19 protein-coding genes are annotated in these 19,635 nt (G+C 66.1%); 9 read left to right on the forward strand and 10 right to left on the reverse strand.

Annotated elements, in window-relative coordinates; all coding sequences use genetic code 11:
• Positions 1-15 precede the first annotated feature (15 nt).
• Both BLR03_RS15695 and BLR03_RS15700 read right to left on the reverse strand, forming a co-directional pair.
• Positions 16-1,737: an amidase gene (locus BLR03_RS15695; protein ID WP_091254373.1), complete on the reverse strand. Its 1,722-nt coding sequence runs from the start codon at positions 1,735-1,737 to the stop codon at positions 16-18.
• A complete protein-coding gene (locus BLR03_RS15700; RefSeq protein ID WP_091254376.1) occupies positions 1,737-2,780 on the reverse strand; it encodes an agmatine deiminase family protein in 1,044 nt (347 codons plus the stop codon). The genes BLR03_RS15695 and BLR03_RS15700 overlap by 1 nt, the downstream gene beginning before the upstream one ends.
• A 135-nt stretch (positions 2,781-2,915) precedes the next feature.
• Here BLR03_RS15700 and BLR03_RS15705 point away from each other — a divergent pair, with 135 nt between their 5' ends.
• Entirely contained in the window at positions 2,916-3,557 is a 642-nt protein-coding gene (locus BLR03_RS15705; RefSeq protein ID WP_091254378.1) for a TetR/AcrR family transcriptional regulator, read from the forward strand.
• 81 nt (positions 3,558-3,638) lie between these two features.
• On the opposite strand, the gene BLR03_RS15710 is transcribed toward BLR03_RS15705, so the two are convergent.
• From BLR03_RS15710 to BLR03_RS15725, 4 genes are all read right to left on the reverse strand, one after another.
• Positions 3,639-3,869 (reverse strand): hypothetical protein, encoded by a 231-nt coding sequence (locus BLR03_RS15710; RefSeq protein WP_139184573.1) that lies wholly within the window; start codon positions 3,867-3,869, stop codon positions 3,639-3,641.
• The gene (locus BLR03_RS15715) at positions 3,866-4,072 is read right to left on the reverse strand and encodes a hypothetical protein (RefSeq protein WP_091254383.1); all 207 of its coding nucleotides are present in this window, start codon (positions 4,070-4,072) and stop codon (positions 3,866-3,868) included. The genes BLR03_RS15710 and BLR03_RS15715 overlap by 4 nt, the downstream gene beginning before the upstream one ends.
• Positions 4,073-4,401: 329 nt before the next feature.
• Positions 4,402-6,021, reverse strand: a complete 1,620-nt coding sequence (locus tag BLR03_RS15720) for an amidohydrolase (protein WP_091254386.1) — start codon at positions 6,019-6,021, stop codon at positions 4,402-4,404.
• Positions 6,011-7,468 carry an APC family permease gene (locus BLR03_RS15725; RefSeq protein WP_091254388.1) on the reverse strand — a complete coding sequence of 486 codons (1,458 nt, stop codon included), beginning with the start codon at positions 7,466-7,468 and terminating at the stop codon, positions 6,011-6,013. The genes BLR03_RS15720 and BLR03_RS15725 overlap by 11 nt, the downstream gene beginning before the upstream one ends.
• A 137-nt stretch (positions 7,469-7,605) precedes the next feature.
• Here BLR03_RS15725 and BLR03_RS15730 point away from each other — a divergent pair, with 137 nt between their 5' ends.
• Positions 7,606-8,208 carry a TetR/AcrR family transcriptional regulator C-terminal domain-containing protein gene (locus BLR03_RS15730; protein WP_091254391.1) on the forward strand — a complete coding sequence of 201 codons (603 nt, stop codon included), beginning with the start codon at positions 7,606-7,608 and terminating at the stop codon, positions 8,206-8,208.
• 262 nt (positions 8,209-8,470) lie between these two features.
• Here BLR03_RS15730 and BLR03_RS15735 read toward each other — a convergent pair whose 3' ends face one another.
• Both BLR03_RS15735 and BLR03_RS15740 read right to left on the reverse strand, forming a co-directional pair.
• Positions 8,471-9,157 (reverse strand): HutD/Ves family protein, encoded by a 687-nt coding sequence (locus BLR03_RS15735; protein WP_139184574.1) that lies wholly within the window; start codon positions 9,155-9,157, stop codon positions 8,471-8,473.
• Positions 9,054-10,343, reverse strand: coding sequence for an ammonium transporter (locus BLR03_RS15740; protein WP_091254395.1), 1,290 nt, complete (start codon positions 10,341-10,343; stop codon positions 9,054-9,056). Before BLR03_RS15740 ends, BLR03_RS15735 begins: the two co-directional genes overlap by 104 nt.
• 254 nt (positions 10,344-10,597) lie before the next feature.
• Here BLR03_RS15740 and glnT point away from each other — a divergent pair, with 254 nt between their 5' ends.
• The 7 genes from glnT to BLR03_RS15775 are packed head-to-tail and all read left to right on the forward strand — an operon-like array spanning position 10,598 to position 18,110.
• Positions 10,598-11,971: a type III glutamate--ammonia ligase gene (glnT, locus tag BLR03_RS15745; protein WP_091254397.1), complete on the forward strand. Its 1,374-nt coding sequence runs from the start codon at positions 10,598-10,600 to the stop codon at positions 11,969-11,971.
• A 26-nt stretch (positions 11,972-11,997) separates the two neighbouring features.
• Positions 11,998-12,906, forward strand: coding sequence for a class II glutamine amidotransferase domain-containing protein (locus BLR03_RS15750; protein WP_091254398.1), 909 nt, complete (start codon positions 11,998-12,000; stop codon positions 12,904-12,906).
• Positions 12,894-13,634 carry a GltB/FmdC/FwdC-like GXGXG domain-containing protein gene (locus BLR03_RS15755; RefSeq protein ID WP_254788536.1) on the forward strand — a complete coding sequence of 247 codons (741 nt, stop codon included), beginning with the start codon at positions 12,894-12,896 and terminating at the stop codon, positions 13,632-13,634. Before BLR03_RS15750 ends, BLR03_RS15755 begins: the two co-directional genes overlap by 13 nt.
• Positions 13,635-13,647: 13 nt before the next feature.
• A complete protein-coding gene (locus BLR03_RS15760) occupies positions 13,648-15,015 on the forward strand; it encodes an FMN-binding glutamate synthase family protein (RefSeq protein ID WP_217639800.1) in 1,368 nt (455 codons plus the stop codon).
• Positions 15,012-16,148, forward strand: a complete 1,137-nt coding sequence (locus tag BLR03_RS15765) for an FAD-dependent oxidoreductase (protein ID WP_091254401.1) — start codon at positions 15,012-15,014, stop codon at positions 16,146-16,148. The genes BLR03_RS15760 and BLR03_RS15765 overlap by 4 nt, the downstream gene beginning before the upstream one ends.
• A gap of 55 nt (positions 16,149-16,203) precedes the next feature.
• On the forward strand, positions 16,204-17,460 hold the full coding sequence (locus BLR03_RS15770; RefSeq protein WP_302846595.1) for an allantoate amidohydrolase: 1,257 nt from the start codon (positions 16,204-16,206) through the stop codon (positions 17,458-17,460).
• A gap of 29 nt (positions 17,461-17,489) precedes the next feature.
• Positions 17,490-18,110 (forward strand): helix-turn-helix domain-containing protein, encoded by a 621-nt coding sequence (locus tag BLR03_RS15775; protein ID WP_091254454.1) that lies wholly within the window; start codon positions 17,490-17,492, stop codon positions 18,108-18,110.
• Between the two features lie 122 nt (positions 18,111-18,232).
• Here BLR03_RS15775 and BLR03_RS15780 read toward each other — a convergent pair whose 3' ends face one another.
• Both BLR03_RS15780 and BLR03_RS15785 read right to left on the reverse strand, forming a co-directional pair.
• Positions 18,233-19,300 carry an LLM class flavin-dependent oxidoreductase gene (locus BLR03_RS15780; RefSeq protein ID WP_091254404.1) on the reverse strand — a complete coding sequence of 356 codons (1,068 nt, stop codon included), beginning with the start codon at positions 19,298-19,300 and terminating at the stop codon, positions 18,233-18,235.
• On the reverse strand, positions 19,300-19,557 hold the full coding sequence (locus BLR03_RS15785; RefSeq protein WP_091254406.1) for a tautomerase family protein: 258 nt from the start codon (positions 19,555-19,557) through the stop codon (positions 19,300-19,302). Before BLR03_RS15785 ends, BLR03_RS15780 begins: the two co-directional genes overlap by 1 nt.
• Between the last annotated feature and the right edge of the window lie 78 nt (positions 19,558-19,635).

Consider the following 19,635-nt stretch of genomic DNA (forward strand, 5'->3'; position numbering starts at 1 on the left):
ATATGCCCGGATGGCTTACCCCAGCCGGGGCGTCCGTGGGGGAGTTGTCCGGCGGGAACCCGTTGCCTCAAACGCGGCGGCCAGGCGCAGCAGCGAGGTGTCATCGTAGGCCCGGCCCGCGAGGGTCAGGCCAACGGGCATGCCGGTGTCGGCCATCGTGCCCATGGGCACCGTGACGGTCGGGATGCCCAGGTGACGCGGCACGAGGTTGCCGTTGGCGACCCAAACGCCGTTGCGCCAGCCAAGATCTGCCGAGGCCTCGTTGACGTCCATGTCGGCGGGCCCGACGTCCGCGGCGGCGGGAAACAGCACGGCGTCCAGTCCGAGTCTGTCCATCCATTCCTCCAGGTCCACGCGGCGGGTCTTCTCCAGGCCCCGCACCCCACCTTCGAGATGCGGGATGTCCGTCAACGATGAGGCGCCGTGCTCGCGGATGTATCCCGGGTAGTTGGCGATGTCGTCATCAAAGCCGGTATAGCGGTCCGGGAGCGCGCCGTCCGGATGGGGGAAGATCGCTGCTCCGTCCACCGCAACCAAGGTATTCAGGGCAGGGTCGCCGTTTGCTGCGAGGAAGTCTTCCCAGGCCCAGGCCGAGAGATCCATGATTTCCCGCTGCAGGTATTCCGGGCTCACCAGGCCGCGCGTGGCGATCGTGGGTGCCCCGGGGCGGTCTCCTTCATAGTTGGACACGACGGGAAAGTCGACCAGCACAACCTCGGCGCCGGCCGCCTCGAGATCGCGCCGTGCCGCTTTCCACAGTTCCATGACCGAGCCGCGGGTATGGATGCACTGGCCGGTCGGCCCGCCGATGCCAGGCTTCTCGCTGCTGCCGGCGTCGGGGTCAGCGTTGACGTACATCCGCGGCACGCCCAGCCGCTTGTCCTTCAACACTGACCGTGCCTCGTGGGCATCCGCCGGTGCCAGCGCAGGGTAGGAGGACGGGCGGAGCATCGAGGCGGCCGGGACGTCCACCCACGGCTGGACCCGCCAGAAGTCGCCGCGGGTCTGTGCGTCGTCGGCCACGATCACGTCGAGCACCTCGAGCAGGTCCGCCATGGAACGCGTGTGCGGCACCACCACATCCATGGTGGGCACCAGCGGCCAGTTTCCGCGGACGGAAATGACCCCACGCGAGGGTGTGTACGCGCACAGCGCGTTGTTCGACGCCGGCGCGCGCCCGCTGGACCACGTCTCTTCCCCGAGGCCGAAGGCCGCGAAGCTTGCCGCCGTCGCGGTGCCAGAACCGTTGGAGGAGCCGGAGCCGAACGCCGCCGTGAGGAAATCGGCGTTGTAGGGGCTCTCGGCGCGGCCGTAGACGCCGCGTTGCATGCCGCCGTTGGCCATGGGCGGCATGTTGGTGAGGCCGATGAGCACCGCGCCTGCCGCCCGCAGGCGTTCGATGGTGAACGCGTCGCGCTGCGCCACGAGATGCTCGAAAGCAGGCGAACCGGCCGCGGCGGTGAGGCCTTTCACCAGATAGCTGTCCTTGGCCGTGTACGGGATGCCGTCCAGCGGGCCGAGCGTCGTGCCCCCGGCCCGGCGCTCGTCAGAGGCCAGGGCGTCCGCCAGGGCATCGGGGTTCATGACGACGAGCGAGTTCAGCGTGATGCCGTTGCGGTCGTAGGTTGCGATGCGCTCAAGGTAGGCCCGGGTGACTTCCTCACTGCTGGCCCGGCCGGACTCCAAAGCATCACGCAACTGGGCGATGGACGCCTCGACGACGTCGAAGCCCGTCATCACGCCACCGGCCCGTCGAGCGCGGGCTGCTGCTGGGTGATGCAGTGGATGCCCCCGCCGCGGGCCAGAATCGGGCGGGCGTCGACGGTCACCACGCGGCGCCCCGGGTATGCCTCCGCAAGGATTTCCGCGGCCATCGCGTCCCCCCTCTCTTCGCCATAGCCGCAGGCGATCACACCGCCGTTGACCACAAGGTGGTTGACATAGCTCCAGTCCACGTACCCTTCCTCGTCGCGCAGTGTCTGCGGGGCCGGCAGCGGGAGGATCCGGAACGGCCTGCCTGCGGCGTCCGTCTGGGTTTCGAAGAACGCTTGCAGGGTTCGGCTGACCTCATAGTCAGGATGCTCCGGATTCATCTGGGTGTGGAGCAGGACCCGGCCGGGGGAGGGCAGGGTGGCCACCATGTCGATGTGGCCGCGGGTGCCCAGATCCTCGTAGTCGCGGGTCAGACCGCGCGGCACCCAGACGGTCTTGCGGGCGCCGATAGTTCGTGCCAGCTCAGCTTCGACGCGGGCTTTGTCCGCGTACGGGTTCCGTCCCGGGTCTAGCTGTACGGTTTCGGTCACGAGCACGGTGCCCTCGCCGTCGACGTGCATGGCACCGCCCTCGTTGACCAGCAGCGAGCTGACGAGCTCAGCACCGGTCTTTGCGGCCACGAAGCGCGCCATCCCGGCGCTCTTCTCCCATTCGGACCACTTGGGTGCACCCCAGCCGTTGAAGACCCAGTCCACCGCGCCGAGCACACCGGGGCGTTCGTCGTCGACGACGAAGGTCGGTCCGACGTCGCGCATCCAGAACTCATCGAGCGGGGCTTCAAGCTGTTCTATGCCGCTGCCCAGCATGTCGGCAGCCCGCTGCCGCTCGCTGGGATCCACCACCATAGTGACCGGCTCAAATTCGGCAACCGCGTGGGCGACGGCCGTCCAGGCCGCATAGGCCTCCTCGGCTGAAGCGGCGTCGTCGCCCAGGGTCAGGCCGGTGCGTGGGAACGCCATCCAGGTTCGATCGTGAGGTGCGGTTTCAGCGGGCATTCTCCACGCCATGAGAAGGGCTCCTTAGTCCTTTTTGCGTCGGCACTGCACGCCTCCTCTCCAATGAGGGGCGCGCATAGGGTCGACGCCAAGCCGTTATTGATCAAACGATCAATAACGTTGAAAATTACTCTAGACTGTTAGGTGATGTCAAGCACACAGAGGAAACGCGCCGTCCGAAAGACGCCAGGGGAACGCGCCAGCGAAATTTCAGAGGCGGCCCGGACTATTGCCTTGGAGCAGGGGCTCGGGTCGATAACCCTGCGCAATGTGGCGGCCCGGGTGGGGGTGGCTTCCGGCCTGGTGGCGCATTATCAGCCCAATGTTGAGGCCCTTGTGGCGTCCACTTTCACCGGCATCGTCGCCACCGAAGCGGCGGAAGTGCAGGCAACCCTGGACCGGATGCCGTCAGCCCGCGGGCAGCTTGCCTACCTTTTGGACACCCTGCTGGACAGCAGCCGCCTGGATGTCACCGCGGTCTGGGTGGATGCCTGGACCATGGGCCGGCGCAACGAGGCGTTGGCCGTGTGCGTCCGCGATCAGATGGACGCGTGGCAGGCCATGCTGCAAGGCGTGGTGGAGGCCGGCATTGCGGCCGGTGAGTTCGAGACCTCCGACGCCGCATCTGTCGCCTGGCAGATTCTGGGGATGATCGACGGGCTGAACGCCCAGGCGCTGGTGCGCTGGGACGGCGTCAGTGACCGCGGCACGCACCTGGCCCGCGCTGTCGAGGGGATGGTCGGCGCGGCGCGCGGTTCGCTGCAGCGGGTGGGTTCCTCCCAGGGCTGATGCCTTTCTGCCTCGGCCGCGGCGGGAGCCTGATTGGGGACCGCACGCCACCGCCTTCGAAGCGGTGTGGATGCCAGGGAATTACGGTCGGCAGTCGCGCTGTTCCGTATAGCCGAAGGGGACACCCTCGCTCAACCCGACGCGGAAGAGCCCGTCCTCAAGACGGCTCACAAGGATGCCATGGGCGGCGAGCCCGACAGCGACTTCCGTCATCAGCTCCACCGCGGCATTGAGACCGCGGTCCATCGACTCCCGGTCCCGGGCGAGGACCTCAATGCTCTGCACGGTTCCGGTACCGGCCAAGAGATTCACGGCGCCGCCTCGCACACCGGTTTGGCGGAATAGCCGTCCGCCTTTTGATAGAGCGCCCGCCTGTCCGCGCCGTGGCCTGCGAGCCATAGGGCGCCTGCAGCCTGGGCGACGTCGTCCACATAGCCGGTCCGGATGAGCTGCCCGTCCTTCCATACCTCCACCGGCCGGCCGACCAGGTTGCTCCAGTCGTGATCGTCGCTCATGATGTCGCCTTTCTTTGAGGAAGGTGTAGGTGCGATGCAAGTCCACGCACGATGACGTCCGCTTCCGGGCCCGGACGTGTTTCTTGCGGCCAGCGCACCGTCCCCAGTGGTGGGGCTAACGCCCTGACGGCGGGCCTGCGACGCCGCTTGCCGGTGCAGGCAGAAGAGGAGGGTGCAAATAAATGAATGACGTTCATTATTGGCTCAAGACCGTGAGGCTGTCAACCGGGTGAGGGGAGTGTGAACAAATATGCCGCGCAACTCGATCGGGCGGGTGGAAAAGCCCATGGTTGAGCATTCCGCCCGCCGTAGTGCTTACAGCCGCTGGGCTATTCCACCCGGTCGAGCATGAATTGGATATCTCCGTCCACGACCGTGCCCAGGATGTTGCTGCCGGCCAATTCATCGGGGTCTGCTGTTAGCGGATCGCATTCAAAGGCAGTGAAGTCTGCGCGTTTGCCGACAGATATTGATCCGGTGCTGTGGAATAGGCCTGCCGCGCGCGCGGCGTGCGAGGTGTAGCCTTCCAGCGCCTGGAGGGCTGTGAGCGCCTGGCCTGGCCCGATGGGCGCCTCGTCCGGCCGTCCGGCAGGCCGCCGCAAACGGGCATCGGCCATAACGGGCAACGGCTCGAACGGTGCGATGGGCCAGTCCGACCCCAGGGCCAGGGTCACTCCCGCTCTGCGAAGATCCTGGCAGCGCCAAGCGCGATCGGCCCGCTCCCTGCCCAGTCGCGTGGACCAGTTGTCGCTGTGGTCCGCCCGCGAGTAGTGGGTGCAGTGGGTCGGCTGCATGCTGGCCACGACGTCCAGTCGGGCGAACCGTTTGATCAGGTTGTCCGGGATGGATTCGATGTGTTCCACCCGGTGGACCGCCGCGGGAGTCGAGGAAGGCAGCGATTCCAGGGCGTCGAGCACGTGGGCCACGCCGGCGTCCCCGATCGCGTGGGTCGCAGTCGGAATGCCGCGACCGGCGAAGTATCGGACTGCTTCGGCATACTCCTGCGGGCGCGGCCAGAAGGGGGCGGTGGATTGGCCGTAGGAGTCCGGCTCGAAGAGCCAGGCCGTGCCGTTGTCAATGGTTCCGTCCACGAAGAGCTTGATGGCATCCACCGACCAGCGGCGGCCGCCCTCCCGGAGCATCATCGCAAGTTCCGCCCACTCCGTCTCTCCGCTTCCGGGCATGCACCAGGCGGCGCAGCGCAGCCGTAGCGGCAGGTCGCCGTCGTTCTCCAGCGCGCGGTAGAGTTCGAGCGATCCCGCGCCGAGGTCCATGACGTGTCCGCCGGTGAGCCCCGAGCGGGCAAAGCGGCGGAGCAGTTCCGCCAGCCGGGATTTCCGGGTTGCGAACGGCTCCGTCGGCGCGTGCCGCTCCACAAGGTCTACGGCCGCCGCCTCCAGCAGCAGTCCCGTCGGCACCCCGGTGTCGTCGCAGACCACCTCGGCGGCCTGTTCAAAGACTCGCGGGCCGGTGATGCCGGCCAGCTCCAGGGCGCGGACGCTGGCCAGCGCCGAGTGCCCGTCGAAGAGCCGGATCAGGGCGGGGCGTCCGGCGACGACGTCGTCAACGGCCTCCCGGTGCACGCGCGATGAGCCGAAGACGTTGGGGTCCAGCCCCCAGCCCCGCACCCATCCGCCCGGCCCGGCGGCGACGGCCTCAGCGTGCAATAGCTGGCGCACCTCGGTGAGGGTCCGGGCGCCGGAGAGATCCCGGCCGGCGGTCATATCGAGGCCAAGGACCGGATGGATGTGGCTGTCCACCAGCCCCGGCGTCAGCGTGGCAGCGCCCAGGTCAAGCACCTGGGTCCCGGCCGCCCGCCAGTCCGGGGCGTCCGTGCGGCTGCCGACGGCGGTAATCAGGCCGTCCTTTACGGCCACAGCCTGTGCCGGTTCCGTCGTGCCTTCCAACGTGTGGATAGTGTCGGTGAGCAGGATCAGATCAGGATTCATGGATTTCAAAACTTCCTATGCGTTCGAATGTCGCGGGCCGCCGGGTGCGCAGCCGGCGGGCGGTGAGGAGTCCGGCCAGGAAGACGGCAGGAGTGACCAGCAAAATTATGGTGTTGGTCAGGGTGTCGGCGAAGGTGAGCAGCTCGATGTTGACCGCGATCATTGCGACGACCGCGAAGAGCAGGACAGCGGAGGCGATACTCAGCGGAACGAGCAGGCGGTTCGTCACCGCCGAGGGGTTCCGGCGAAGGTAGATGAAGGCGGCCACGGAGACCAGGCCCTGCAGCCCGACGATGCCAAAGATGCCGGGCGTGTTTACCCAGATCAACAGCTGCTGGTACGGGTCTGCGCCGAGGACTGCACAGACAATGATCACGGCGGCGGCGAGCACGGACTGCAGTTGGCCGGCACGGTGCGGGGACTTGTACCTGGAGTGGGTCCTGCCGAGGAAAGCCGGCAGGACGCCGTCACGGGCCAGCATGTAGACGTAGCGGTTGATGGCGTTGTGGAACGCCAACTGGGAGGCATAGACGCTGGTGACAATCAGCACATACATGACCACCTCGGCCCACGGACCGACGTACTGGTTGATGGTCGCGAAGAACATTCCGTTGGTAAGCTGCCCGGCCGCCTGGACCACGTTGCCGTCACCGTACGCCTGGACCACAGTCCAGACAATGAAGGCGTAGAAGACGGACATGAAGCCCACGGCGATGAAGGTCGCCCGGGGGACGGATTTGTCCGGATTCCGCGCCTCCCGCCTGTACAGAACGGTGGACTCGAACCCCATGAACGCGGCGAAGCAGATGCCCAGAATTGCCAGTACTCCAGGGTTGAAGGCATTCTCCGGGGTGAAGGAGGAGCCGCTGATCCCGTGGGCACCCCCGCGCGAGAGGATGCCCGCGCCCATCACTGCGAGGATGGCGGTTTCGGCGACCAGCAGGACCCCGAGCACCTTGGCGCCGACATCAATGCCGCGGTAACCGAGGAACCATACGGCGGCCACGGCGCTGAGCGCCACGACCGGCCAAGGGACGTCGAGACCGAAGATGAAATGAAGCATGGACTGGGTCTGCACCGCAAAGAGCCCGTAAACGCCGATCTGCAGGCAGTTGTACGAGACGATCGCCAGGACGGCGGAGGCCAGGCCTACCGTCTTGCCCATTGCCAGTGAAATGTAGGTGTAAAAGCCTCCGGCAGCCTTGACGTGCCGGGTCATGGCCATGAAGCCGATGGCAAAGATCGTGAGGACCGCGCCGGCGATCAGATAGCCGGCGGGGGCACCGATACCGCCGGTCGCAATGGCAACCGGCGCGACGCCGGCCATCACGGTTAGCGGGGCGGCCGCGGAAATGACCAGGAAGGCGATGCCGCCTGTGCCGATGGCATTGCGTTTGAGGCCGTTCTCGGCCGCCGTCTTGGACGGTTGTGTTTGCGTGTCGGACATGTGGGGGTTCCTTTGGAGGGGGCAGGAGCTCTCATAAACGATAGCCTTTCGTTTATTATGGGTCCCTGTGACTCGGCGCACAATACTGAGTCCCAAGAATTGTGTAGGTTCTTATGAGCCACTGATTGGAGAATCCCATGGGCCGCCCGCTCGCTCCGCTGATATCCATCGACGGACTCGTAACCGCCAGCCTCGAACTGGTCGATGAGACCGGCGACTTCAGCCTGCCCAAGTTGGCGCGGCGCATCGGAGTCAGCCAGTCATCGATCTACAACCACGTCAGCGGGCGGGAGGAGATCCTTGAGCTGATGCGCCGGCGTATCATCAGCGAGACTCCATATCCCGCACTTCAGGGGCTGAGCTGGGAAGACACCCTCCGTGCAGTGATCCGCGCCTACCGTGACGCGTTCGCCCGGCATCCCAGGCTGGCCCCGCTGATGGTCCTGCAGACGGTGCAGGACGTCAAGGTCATCGGCCTGTATGAGGATCTGGCCCTGGCGCTGGAGGGCGCTGGCTTTCAGGGCAAGGATGTCGTCTCGGCCATCACGACCATCGACAGCTTCGCCCTCGGTGCGGCCCTTGATCTGGCTGCGCCCGATGTCGTGTGGGCGCCGTCGGGCGAGGGATTTCCGGCGCTCACACGCGCGCTCGAACATGCCGGACCACCCCGGCAGCGGGGAGAAGACGCCTTTAATTTCGGGCTCGAAGTGATCATCGCGGGACTGCGCGCCCAGCTGTAGGGGGCGTCGCCACGGACAGACGGCTGAACACCAGAGGTCGGCGGCGGGAGGTGACTCCCGCCGCCGTCCTCTGGCGTTGCTAATTGCCGGCGATAGTTGCCCATAGCTTCGATACCGGAGTTCACCCGACCGTCAACCCCGGCCGGCCATGGGCCGAGGAATTCCTCCTTATCTGGAGATTGCGACACGGGCCGGTGAGACGGCAGCTACTTGGCTCCGTTATGAAGCCGAGTGTCTCGTCAGGCCTGTGCCCGGCCATGTCTTAGGGGAACACAGAGAAGGTGGCCACCAGTGCTTCCTTGAAGTGAATTCGTTCCGTTGTTGGGCCGCACATTAGAAAGTCGAGGGGTTCCGGACTCTCTCCGCTGTCAATCCATGCGGCTCCGTCAAGGAGTGCCAGGGCGACGGCGTTCACGTCGGGGATGAACGGTCCGTCATGGCGTTCCACGGAGACAGCTCCGGTGCAGTGGGCACGCTTTGTGATGAGGTTAATGGCGGAAGTTGGTCCAGAGGACAATCTGACTGTCGTGGCCGCGTCTCCCGGGAAGGCTTCCGGCCGGCCGTAGGTGGCAGTGCGGCATGTCCCGCCGATGTCCATGGTGAGGGTGCTGGCGGTTGCGAGGAGAAAATGCCGGTCGGTGCCGGGAAAGGTTGAGAAGGCTGCGTCTTCGCCGATGTCGGCCACGCTGATTCTCCATGAGAAGTTGTCCGGACCGGCACCACCCGGGAAGACTGCGACTTCCCTGGTGGTGCCTGCCCTGTTCTTCCAGGGGATCCTGGGCAGGTGGCCGGTGCGGACGATGGCGGGTGAGGGCAATTGAAGCCGCGGCCGTTCCTGCGACGCCTTAGGCACGGCTCGGGGAGCCGAGTTCCACCGGTTCTTCGTCGCTGAGGTACGCGGCCTCTGAGTGTGCGGCGAAGTCGATGCCGCGCAGTTCATCGGCCTCATGGACGCGCAGGCCCATGGTGACGTTGAGGAGCTTGGCGATGACCCACGTCACGACGAAGGAATAGGCGAGCACGGCCAGGGTGGCGACGGTCTGGATCCCGAGGAGTTGGAAGCCTCCGCCGTAGAACAGCCCGTTGACCTTGTTGGGGGCGGCGTCCGTGGCGAAGAAGCCGATCAGGAGGGTGCCGAGGATGCCGCCGACCAGGTGGACTCCGACGACGTCGAGTGAATCGTCGAAGCCCATGCGAAACTTCAGTTCGATGGCCAGGGAGCAGATGGCGCCGGCGATCACACCGATGGCCAGGGCGCCGAGGGGGCTGACGGCGCCGCACGCGGGAGTGATGGCGACGAGGGCCGAGATCAGGCCGGAGGCGGCGCCCATGCTGCTGGCACTGCCGAGCCTGATGCGTTCCACCAGGGCCCATGCCAGGAGGCCGGCGCAAGCGGCGACGGCAGTGTTCAGGAACACCACGGATGCGGACTGCCCGGCGGTGAGCGCCGATCCTGCGTTGAAGCCGAACCAGCCGGCCCACAGGAGACCTGCGCCGACCAGTACCAGCGGCCGGCTGTGCGGTTTGGTGTGTTCGCTCTTGGGCCAGCCGGCGCTGCGTCCCAGGACCAGGGCGAGGGCGAGGGCCGCGATTCCGGCGTTCATGTGAACGGCCGTTCCACCGGCGAAGTCGACGGCCTTGAGGCTGTTGACGATCCAGCCGCCGGTCACTGAGCCGTCGGCCGAACTGAATGCGAATACCCAGTGGGCGACAGGGAAGTAGACCAGGGTGGCCCAGAGGGCGGCGAAGGTCATCCATGCGCCGAATTTCATGCGTCCGGCGGCTGCTCCGGCGATGATGGCGGTGGTGATGCCGGCAAAGAACAGCTGGAATGCGGCGAACAGTGCTGCGGGTATGGGCGCGTTCGGGTCCTCGGCCAGTAATTGCTCCATGCCGAAGTACTCGGTGACGTCCCCCAGGAGTCCGGCACCGCCGATGGAATTGCCGAAGACCATGGAGTAGCCGAACACCGCCCACAGGACCGCGACGATGCTCATGCCTCCGAAGCACATCATCATCATGTTCAGGATTCTGCGGGAGCCGACCATGCCGCCGTAGAACAGGGCAAGGCCGGGGATCATGATGCACAGCAGTGCACTCGCGGCGAGGATCCAGGCGACGTCTCCAGAATTCATGGAACTCCAATCAAGAAGGGGTGGAAGTCAATATCCGCCGGAAACGGAGGCGCTCAAAGTAACCGTGGGATGAAACCATGATTCATGCCAGTGAACGATGGCGGGTTTCATGCGCGTTAAATATCTGTTGCGTTCGCCGCCCGATCGTGACACGTGGATTTAACGCTCGGGGAGCACGCCTGTAACATCACTTTGACTACTGTGGTTCAACAACGTTTCCCCGTAGGTAACACCAATTGAACAGGACAGTTCCGATGACCAGTGTCGCAACCCCTGAAGTACCAACCGAGCAATCGGTGCCGGTCGAGGCCGGACAGATTTCCCTTGCGGACATCGCGCAAGCCCATGACGTGCGGTTCCTGTTGGCGACGTTCGTGGATATGACCGGCAAACCGTGCGCGAAGCTGGTTCCGGTCGAAGCCGCGGACGAGCTCGAAGCCGGTGCCATGGGCTTTGCCGGCTACGCGGCGGGGCTGATCGGGCAGAAGCCGCAGGATTCGGACCTCATCGCGGTACCTGACCTCACATCCTTCACGCCGGTGCCGTTCATCAAGGAGGGCCTGGCGATCATCCACTGCGATCCGCACGTGGACGGCACGCCCTGGCCCTTCGCCCCGAGGGTCATCCTGAAGAACACACTCGCCCGGCTGGCCGAGCAGGGCATGCAGGCTAAAGTGGGCGCCGAGGTGGAGTACTTCCTGGTCAACAAGAACCCGGATGGCTCTCTGAGCACCGCCGATGCGAGGGACGATTCACCCCACCCCTGTTACGACGCCCGCGGCGTCACCCGCATGTACGATCACCTCACCTCCATCTCTGAGGCGATGAACGGGCTGGGCTGGGGCAACTACGCCAATGACCACGAGGACGCCGCCGGGCAGTTCGAGCAGAACTTCAACTACGCCGACGCCCTCACCACGGCCGACCGGGTGGTCACCCTGCGCTACATACTGAACATTCTCGCCGAACAGCGCGGCATGACCGCCACGTTCATGCCCAAGCCCTTCACGGACCGGACCGGCACGGGCCTGCATTTCCACCTGTCGCTGTGGTCCGGCGCCGAGGCGCTGTTCCCCGGGGACGACGGCGAACGCGGCCTGGGGCTCTCGGAGCTCGCTTATTCGTTCATCGGCGGAATCCTGAACCACGCCCCGGCCCTCCAGGCGTTCCTCGCTCCCACCGTCAACTCCTATAAGCGCTCGGGGGCGACCACGAGCTCCTCCGGCGCCACGTGGTCCCCGCGGAGGGCTTCCTTCGGCGGCAACGACCGCACACACATGATCCGCGTCCCGGACGACAAACGGATCGAACTCCGGTCAGGGGACGGCTCCGCCAACCCCTACCTCGCCATCGCCACGGCGGTCGAGGCCGGGCTGGACGGCGTCGCCAGCGGAACCGATCCCGGATCCCCGTCCGGCCCGGGGGAAGCCCGGGCCGAGGCCCATTTCCTGCCCGCGACGCTCCTGCACGCCGTCGAGGCCCTGCGCCGCGACCCGGTGATCCTCGCCAGCCTCAGCGGCGACGAGCAGATCGGTAAGTACTACGCCGATGCCAAGGAAGAGGAATTCCTGAGCTGGCACAACCAGGTCAGCGACTGGGAAATCCGCACCTACCTGACTTCAATCTGACCAAACCACCAAGTAAAGGACACACAATGTGTGGAATCGCCGCGCTGCAGCTGCGCAACCCTTCGCTGCATCCCCAGATGGGCAGCCTCCTGTCCTCCATGATGTGCCAGATCGTGGACCGGGGACCGGACTCCGCCGGCCTGGCCGTCTACGACACCCCCGGCCTCGTCGCCCAGGGCACCTCCACGCTTAGCCTCCTGGGCAAAGACCAGGGCGTGCCCCTCGATGCCATCACCGCGGCGCTGGAAACCCTGCTGCCCGCTTCCGCCGCCATCGCCGTCAGGGTGGTGGGGGACACCACCCTGGTGAGCGCCGGCGTCGAGACCGAGCTGCTGGTCAAGGCCGTCAGCGAAACCCTCCCGGGCTCCACCATCATCGGCCGCGGCGAGCACGTCGCCGTCATGAAGAGCGTAGGCCACCCGATGGACATCGCCGCCGAGCACGGCTTGGAGGCCATGGCCGGAAGCCAGGGCCTGTCCCACACCCGCATGGCCACCGAATCCGCTGTGACCGCCGGCGGTTCCCACCCCTTCTCCGTCGCAGACGACCTCTGCCTGGTCCACAACGGATCGTTCTCCAACCACGCCACCATCGGCCGGGACCTGCTGCGTGAAGGCGTGGTCTTCGACTCCGACAACGACACCGAGGTCGGCGCCCGCTACATCGCCTCCCGCCTGCAGCAGGGCGACGACCTGGAAACCGCACTGATCAACCTGGGCAAGGTCTTCGACGGCTTCTACACCCTCGTTGTCACCACCGCCGACAGCATGGCCGTGGTCCGGGACCCCATCGCCTGCAAGCCCGCCATCATCGCCGAAACAGACGACTACGTGGCCATGGCCTCCGAATACCGTGCCCTGGCAGCCCTGCCCGGCATCGAAACAGCCCGCATCTTTGAACCGGAACCCGGAAAGGTCTACACATGGTCACTCTGATCGAAGCCCCAGCACATGAACACACCGCCCGCAAGGAAGACGCAGCCAACAGCGCCATCGCTGTTGACCTTGCCGACAGCCCGGTCCGGGACTTGAACCAGGCCCTTCACCACGCCACCGACGGCCAGGCCTGGACCGTCACCAACCCGGGCGGAAAGCACAGCCTTGCCGTCGGAATCAACGCCGACGTCAGCGTCACCGTTGAAGGCCATGCCGGTTACTACGCGGCCGGCATGCACCAAAAGGGCCAGGTCACCATCACAGGCAATGCCGGCGTGGGCCTCGCGGAAAACATCATGTCCGGCAGAGTCCAGGTAAAGGGCGATGCGTCCCAGTCGGCCGCGGCCACCGGCCACGGCGGACTTGTGGTCATCGACGGCAACGCCGGCGCCCGCTGCGGGATCTCCATGAAAGGCGTGGACATCGTGGTCGGCGGCAACATCGGCCACATGTCAGCCTTCATGGCCCAGGCCGGCCGGCTCGTGGTCTGCGGGGACGCAGGGGACGCACTCGGCGACTCGATCTACGAAGCCCGGATCTACGTCAAGGGGTCCGTTGCGTCCCTCGGGGCGGACTGCATTGAAAAGCCGATGAAGGCTGAGCACCTTGAGGAACTCGAAGGGCTGCTCGCCGCGGCGGGCCGCAGCGAGGACCCGGCGGACTTCAAACGCTACGGATCGGCCCGGAACCTTTACCACTTCAGCGTCCACAACTCGACGTCGTACTAGCAAGGACACTCCCATGACCATCACCTCACTGCCCCAGGAATCCCCGGCTGTTCTTCCCGCGCACCACACTGAAGAGCTCGGCCTGCGCGAGTCAGCAACCTTCGACCGTGCGACCATCGCAGACATCCAGCGGGCCGCCGCCACCGGCGTCTATGACATCCGCGGCTGGGGCGCCAAGCGCAAGGTCCCGCACTTCGATGACCTGCTGTTCCTCGGCGCCTCCATGTCCCGCTACCCGCTCGAGGGCTACCGCGAAAAATGCGACACCGACGTCATCCTCGGCGACCGCCACGCGAGCCGGCCGCTGCACCTGCAGACGCCGGTGACCATCGCTGGCATGAGCTTCGGCGCCCTGTCCGCCAACGCCAAAGAGGCACTGGGCCGCGGGGCCAGCGAGGTAGGAACCTCCACCACCACCGGTGACGGCGGCATGACCCCCGAGGAGCGCGGCCAGTCCAAGCACCTGGTCTACCAGTACCTGCCCTCCCGCTACGGCATGAACCCGGATGACCTGCGCAAGGCCGACGCGATCGAAATCGTGCTCGGCCAGGGCGCCAAGCCCGGCGGCGGCGGCATGCTGCTGGGCCAGAAAATCACCGAACGCGTCGCAGGGATGCGCACCCTGCCAGTCGGGATCGACCAGCGCTCCGCCAGCCGCCACCCGGACTGGACCGGCCCGGACGACCTGGAAATCAAGATCGGTGAACTGCGCGAAATCACCGACTGGAAGACCCCCATCTACGTCAAGATCGGCGCCTCCCGCCCCTACTACGACACCGCCCTGGCCGTAAAGGCCGGAGCCGACGTCGTGGTCGTCGACGGCATGCAGGGCGGCACCGCAGCAACCCAGCAGGTCTTTATCGAAAACGTCGGCATCCCCACCCTGGCCGCCATCCCGCAGGCCGTCCAGGCCCTCCAGGAACTGGGCCTGCACCGGAAAGTCCAGCTCATCGTCTCCGGCGGCATCCGCACCGGCGCCGACGTCGCCAAGGCCATGGCCCTGGGTGCCGACGCCGTCGCCATCGGCACCGCGGCGCTGATCGCATTGGGTGACAACGATCCCCGCTACGCCGCCGAATACGCCGCGCTCGGCTCGGCCGCGGGCTTCTACGATGACTTCCAGGAGGGCCGCGACCCCGCCGGCATCACCACCCAGGACCCCGAACTGTCCTCGCGCCTGGATCCGGTCGCGGGTGGACGCCGCCTGGCCAACTACCTCCGCGTCCTGACCATGGAGGCCCAGACCATCGCCCGCGCCTGCGGCAAGTCCCACCTGCACAACCTCGAACCCGAAGACCTCGTGGCCCTCACCATCGAAGCCTCCGCCATGGCCCGGGTTCCGCTGGCCGGCACCTGCTGGATCCCCGGAGCGAAGTCATGACCCAATCAGCCGAATATGTTGTGGTCGGCGCCGGGCTGGTTGGCGCCGCCACCGCCTGGCAGTTGGCCCTGCGCGGCCACGACGTGACCATCCTGGAACGCACCGTGCCGGCGAGCCATGATGGCAGCTCCCACGGGTCCGCCCGGATCTTCCGCTATGCCTACCCGGACGACTTCTACACCCGGGCCGTGATCGAGTCCAAGGTCCTGTGGGATGAACTCGACCGGGCCAGCGGGCTTGAACTGATCACGCCCTTCGGCGCGGTGGACTACGGACCCGAACGGCGGCCGGAGCACCTGGCCCGGGTCCTCGACGGCGCCGGCGTGGAGCACGAACTCCTCAGCGCAGCCGACGCCAGGTCCCGCTGGCCGCAGTTCTCCTTTGACACCTCCGTACTCTGGCACCCCGGTGCCGGAGTCATCGACGCCGAACGCTCCGTCAACGCGATGATCGACCAGGCTGTGAAACACGGTGCCACGCTGCTGACCGGCTGGGACGTTGCCAGCGTGGACAAGCGGGAATCCGGCTACCGCGTGAGTTCCGTGGCAGGGGAGGAGATCGACGCCGGAAACGTCATCGTCAGCGCCGGCGGCTGGCTCCCGGGGCTGCTGGGACGGCTCGGGCTTCCCGACGGGTTCCTCGCGGGACTGCCCGAGATCACCGTCCGGCAGGAGCAGGCCTACCACTTCCGCTACCGGAACGACGAGCCGTGGCCCACCTTCATCCACAAGAGCGCGGCCATCCAGACATACGGCCTGCCCGGAGGGCGGGACGCCGGTTTCGCCGGGCAGAAGGTCGCCGAATACAACGGCGGAAAGTTCATCCCCTCCGCCGCCGCCCAAACCGGCACCGTGGACCCGGACAACCGGCGCCGTGTGGTGGACTACGTGCAGAAGTACCTCCCCGGACTTGACCCTGAGCCGTACGCCGAGACCACGTGCCTGTTCACCAACACCCCGACCGAGGACTTCCTCATCGACCGGGCCGACGGCCTGACCATCCTCTCCCCGTGCTCGGGGCACGGCGCGAAGTTCGCGCCCCTGATCGGGCAATGGGCCGCCGACCTCGCCACCGGAACCGGCGACATCCCTGCCCGGTTCCGCCCGGCAACCGCCCGGGTCAGCGCCAACTAACCGGTCAGCACCAACTGTTCCGGCACGAAAAGCACCTACAGAAACGGACAAGCCAGTGATCTCCCCAGCGACCAAACCGGCAACCGACACCGTCTCCGGCCTCATGCGGGACATCTCGGGCATCGGGACTGACGCCTTCCGCGGCGGATACTCACGCCCGGTATTCTCGAACGCCGAAACCGAATTACGAAGCTGGTTCATCGAGCAGGCCGGCAGGCGCGGACTGGACGTCACCACCGACACCAACGGCATCATCTGGGCCTGGTGGGACACCGCCGCCGGCATACGCAGAGACGCCGTCGTCACGGGAAGCCACCTCGACTCCGTCCCCGGCGGAGGTGAATTCGACGGCCCCCTGGGTGTTGCTTCCGCTCTGGTGGCCGTCGATATCCTCAAACAACAGGGCATCCGACCCCGCAGGCCCCTGGCCATCGCGGTCTTCCCCGAAGAGGAAGGCTCCCGCTTTGGCGTCGCGTGCCTGGGTTCGCGCCTGCTCACCGGCGCCTTGGACCCCGACAAAGCACGCAACCTTAAGGACGCAGACGGCAACACCTACGCCGACGTGGCCGCGGCCAACGGACAGGACCCCCGGTTCATCGGCGCCGACCGCAGGACCCTCCAACAGTTGGGCGTGTTCGTTGAACTGCACGTCGAGCAGGGCAGGGGCCTGATTGATCTGGACCGGCCGGTAGCCATCGGATCCTCCATCCTGGGCCACGGCCGGTGGAAGCTCTCAGTGCACGGGCAGGGAAACCACGCCGGAACCACCCTCATGAACGACCGGAAAGACCCGATGATCGCCGCGGCCAAGATCATGATCGGCATCCGCGATACGGCCAGCAAGTACCGGGACGCACGCGCCACTGTCGGTCGGCTGCAGCCCGTCCCTGGCGGCACCAACGTCATCGCCTCCCGGGTCGATATGTGGATTGATCTCCGGCACCCGCGGGACGAAGTCACCGCAGCCCTGGTCGAATCCATCCACCTCAACGCCCAGGTCATCGCCGCCGAAGAAGGTTGCACCGTCAGCTTCGGCACCGAATCACTGAGCCCCACCGTGCACTTCGACACCGGCCTGCGCGACCGGCTGCAGACGCTGCTACCCGGCACGCCCGTCCTGGACACCGGCGCCGGCCACGACGCCGGAGTGCTCGCCGGTCACATCCCCACCGCCATGTTATTCGTACGGAACCCGACCGGGATCTCGCATTCGCCGGAGGAACTCGTGGAGAACCACGATGCCGAGGCCGGTGCCGGCGCCCTGGCAGACGTTCTCGCGGGCCTGCTGGGAGAGGCCCGAGTGATCGGATAGAAGCCGTGGCTGAAGCCTATGATGGCTGGGTGACCAATCAGACGGGCGGAGAAACGGACGTTCCGGTAGAGGCAGCGGCAGAGGATGTGGCGGGCAAACTGGAACGCATCATTGCCGGGCAGCTCCGACGATACCGGACAGCCCACGGGCTGTCGGCCGCCGAACTCGCAGCCCGGACGGGGCTGTCCAAAGCGATGATCTCCAAGATCGAGTCGGCCAGCACCTCGTGTTCGCTGACCACACTGCAGCGCCTGGCCGACGGCTTAAAGATCCCCGTGACGGCCCTGTTCCGGGGCGCGGACACCGACCGCGATGCCACCTTCACCAAGAACGGCCAGGGCAGCCTGACCGTCCGCAGCGGAACACAACACGGCCACGAATACCGGGTCCTCGGCACACTGAAAGGGCGTACGGATGCCCTCGAACCGACACTCGTCACGCTGACCAACGCCTCCGACGTCTTCCCGCTGTTCCAGCACCCCGGAACGGAATTCATCTACATGCTCTCCGGGAGAATGATCTACGGCCACGGCGCCTACGAATACACCATGGAGGCCGGCGACTCGCTGCTTCTCGACGGCGAAGGACCTCACGGCCCGTTAGAACTGCTGGACCTGCCGATCAGATTCCTGGCGATATCAGCCAGATAGTGGCGCACGGTGCTCGTACCCTTCTGTGCACTGCAGGCTGGAGACGGTCCTGTCATCCAGGAACCGACGCCTAGCCTGCAGTGCAGGGGGAGCCATCGTCGTGGCTCAGCCACCATTTGACATCAGCGTGCCGCTGTAGCGGTCTGCTCCTGGAAGGCCGGCATGACGTGTTCGATGAAGAGCTCGAGCGAGCGTTTCTTCTCCTCATGGGTGAGGCTGTTGTCGGACCAGAGGCTGAACTCGTCGACCCCGAGTGCCTCATAGTGGCGGATCCGCTCGATGATCTCGTCAGGCGTTCCGATCATGGCTGTCTTGTGGAGGGACTCGGGCGTGAACTCCGGGCGGTCGGCGAACTTCTCTGCAGGGCTGGGCTCAAGGAAACCGTTCTTCGGAGTGGTCTTGTTTCCGAACCACGCATCAAACGTCCGGTAGAACTTCTGGATTCCCTCGGCCGGACGCCGCCATCCCTCAGGTTCGTCTGCGGGGTGAACGTGCGTGTGGCGGAGCACCATGAGGTCCGGGCGCGAGACGCCGGGGTTGTTCTCTACAGCGGTGTCGAATTTGCGGGCGAGGTCTTCGACTTCCTCGTCGCCCTTCATAAGCGGCGTCACCATCACGTTGCAGCCGTTAGCGACGGCGAACTCGTGCGAGGAGATGTCACGGGCGGCGATCCACATGGGTGGGGTCGGCTTCTGCACAGGCTTCGGGACGCTGGTCGAGGTCGGAAACTGCCAGACCTCGCCGTCGTGTGCATAGTCACCCTCCCAGAGCGCGCGCACGGCGGGTACCATCTCGCGCAGGTGCTTGCCGCCGTCGACGGCGGACATGCCGCCCATGAGACGGTCGAACTCGAACTGGTAGGCGCCACGTGCCAGTCCGACTTCCATCCGGCCGTTGCTGATGACGTCCAGGAGCGCCGTTTCGCCGGCTACCCGGAGTGGGTTCCAGAAGGGTGCAATGATCGTTCCGGCGCCCAGCCGGATGCGCGACGTGCGCGCCGCCAGGTATGCGAGCTGGGGCATGGGGCTCGGCGAGATGGTGTACTCCATTGAATGGTGTTCACCAATCCAGATGGTGCTGAAGCCTCCGGCTTCCGCGATGAGGGTGAGTTCCGTCAGGTTCTCGAAGCATTCTTGGTGTGAGACGGTTTCGTCCCAGCGCTCCATGTGGGCGAAGAGGGAAAAGCGCATTAGTGACTCCTTCGTTCTGCGGCGACGTTCGCCGCCACTGCCTGGATGGGTGCCGCTTGCTGGGCTTCTGCGTTGCGTTCGGCGATGGTTTGGTTACCGCGGGACCAGTGTTCGTGCTCGATTTCACGGACTATGACGGTGGTGTTTTCGGGTGCCGCGCCCACTGAGCGTTCGGCGGCACGGTGAAGCTCGCTGATGAGCGAGCGGAGCTGCTCGGGGGTCCGGCCCCGGGCGATGGAGACTTCGATAAGAGGCATTGCGGCTCCTTAAGCTGCGGGGGAGGAAGGGGGCGGATACGGGCCCCTCACAGGTGCTGACCCGGACTGTGCCGGCCG

It is taken from the genome of Arthrobacter sp. ok909, from assembly GCF_900104405.1.
Lineage (GTDB): Bacteria > Actinomycetota > Actinomycetes > Actinomycetales > Micrococcaceae > Arthrobacter > Arthrobacter humicola.

Coding starts and splice junctions, on each gene's coding strand:
- BLR03_RS15705 (WP_091254378.1), top strand. CDS start 2,916: ATGTCAAGCACACAGAGGAAACGCGCCGTCCGAAAGACGCCAGGGGAA.
- BLR03_RS15695 (WP_091254373.1), bottom strand. CDS start 1,737: ATGACGGGCTTCGACGTCGTCGAGGCGTCCATCGCCCAGTTGCGTGAT.
- BLR03_RS15765 (WP_091254401.1), top strand. CDS start 15,012: ATGACCCAATCAGCCGAATATGTTGTGGTCGGCGCCGGGCTGGTTGGC.
- BLR03_RS15750 (WP_091254398.1), top strand. CDS start 11,998: ATGTGTGGAATCGCCGCGCTGCAGCTGCGCAACCCTTCGCTGCATCCC.
- BLR03_RS15700 (WP_091254376.1), bottom strand. CDS start 2,780: ATGGCGTGGAGAATGCCCGCTGAAACCGCACCTCACGATCGAACCTGG.
- BLR03_RS15720 (WP_091254386.1), bottom strand. CDS start 6,021: ATGAATCCTGATCTGATCCTGCTCACCGACACTATCCACACGTTGGAA.
- BLR03_RS15755 (WP_254788536.1), top strand. CDS start 12,894: ATGGTCACTCTGATCGAAGCCCCAGCACATGAACACACCGCCCGCAAG.
- BLR03_RS15760 (WP_217639800.1), top strand. CDS start 13,648: ATGACCATCACCTCACTGCCCCAGGAATCCCCGGCTGTTCTTCCCGCG.
- BLR03_RS15785 (WP_091254406.1), bottom strand. CDS start 19,557: ATGCCTCTTATCGAAGTCTCCATCGCCCGGGGCCGGACCCCCGAGCAG.
- BLR03_RS15725 (WP_091254388.1), bottom strand. CDS start 7,468: ATGTCCGACACGCAAACACAACCGTCCAAGACGGCGGCCGAGAACGGC.
- BLR03_RS15740 (WP_091254395.1), bottom strand. CDS start 10,343: ATGAATTCTGGAGACGTCGCCTGGATCCTCGCCGCGAGTGCACTGCTG.
- BLR03_RS15730 (WP_091254391.1), top strand. CDS start 7,606: ATGGGCCGCCCGCTCGCTCCGCTGATATCCATCGACGGACTCGTAACC.
- glnT (WP_091254397.1), top strand. CDS start 10,598: ATGACCAGTGTCGCAACCCCTGAAGTACCAACCGAGCAATCGGTGCCG.
- BLR03_RS15715 (WP_091254383.1), bottom strand. CDS start 4,072: ATGAGCGACGATCACGACTGGAGCAACCTGGTCGGCCGGCCGGTGGAG.
- BLR03_RS15735 (WP_139184574.1), bottom strand. CDS start 9,157: ATGAGGCCGATGAACTGCGCGGCATCGACTTCGCCGCACACTCAGAGG.
- BLR03_RS15780 (WP_091254404.1), bottom strand. CDS start 19,300: ATGCGCTTTTCCCTCTTCGCCCACATGGAGCGCTGGGACGAAACCGTC.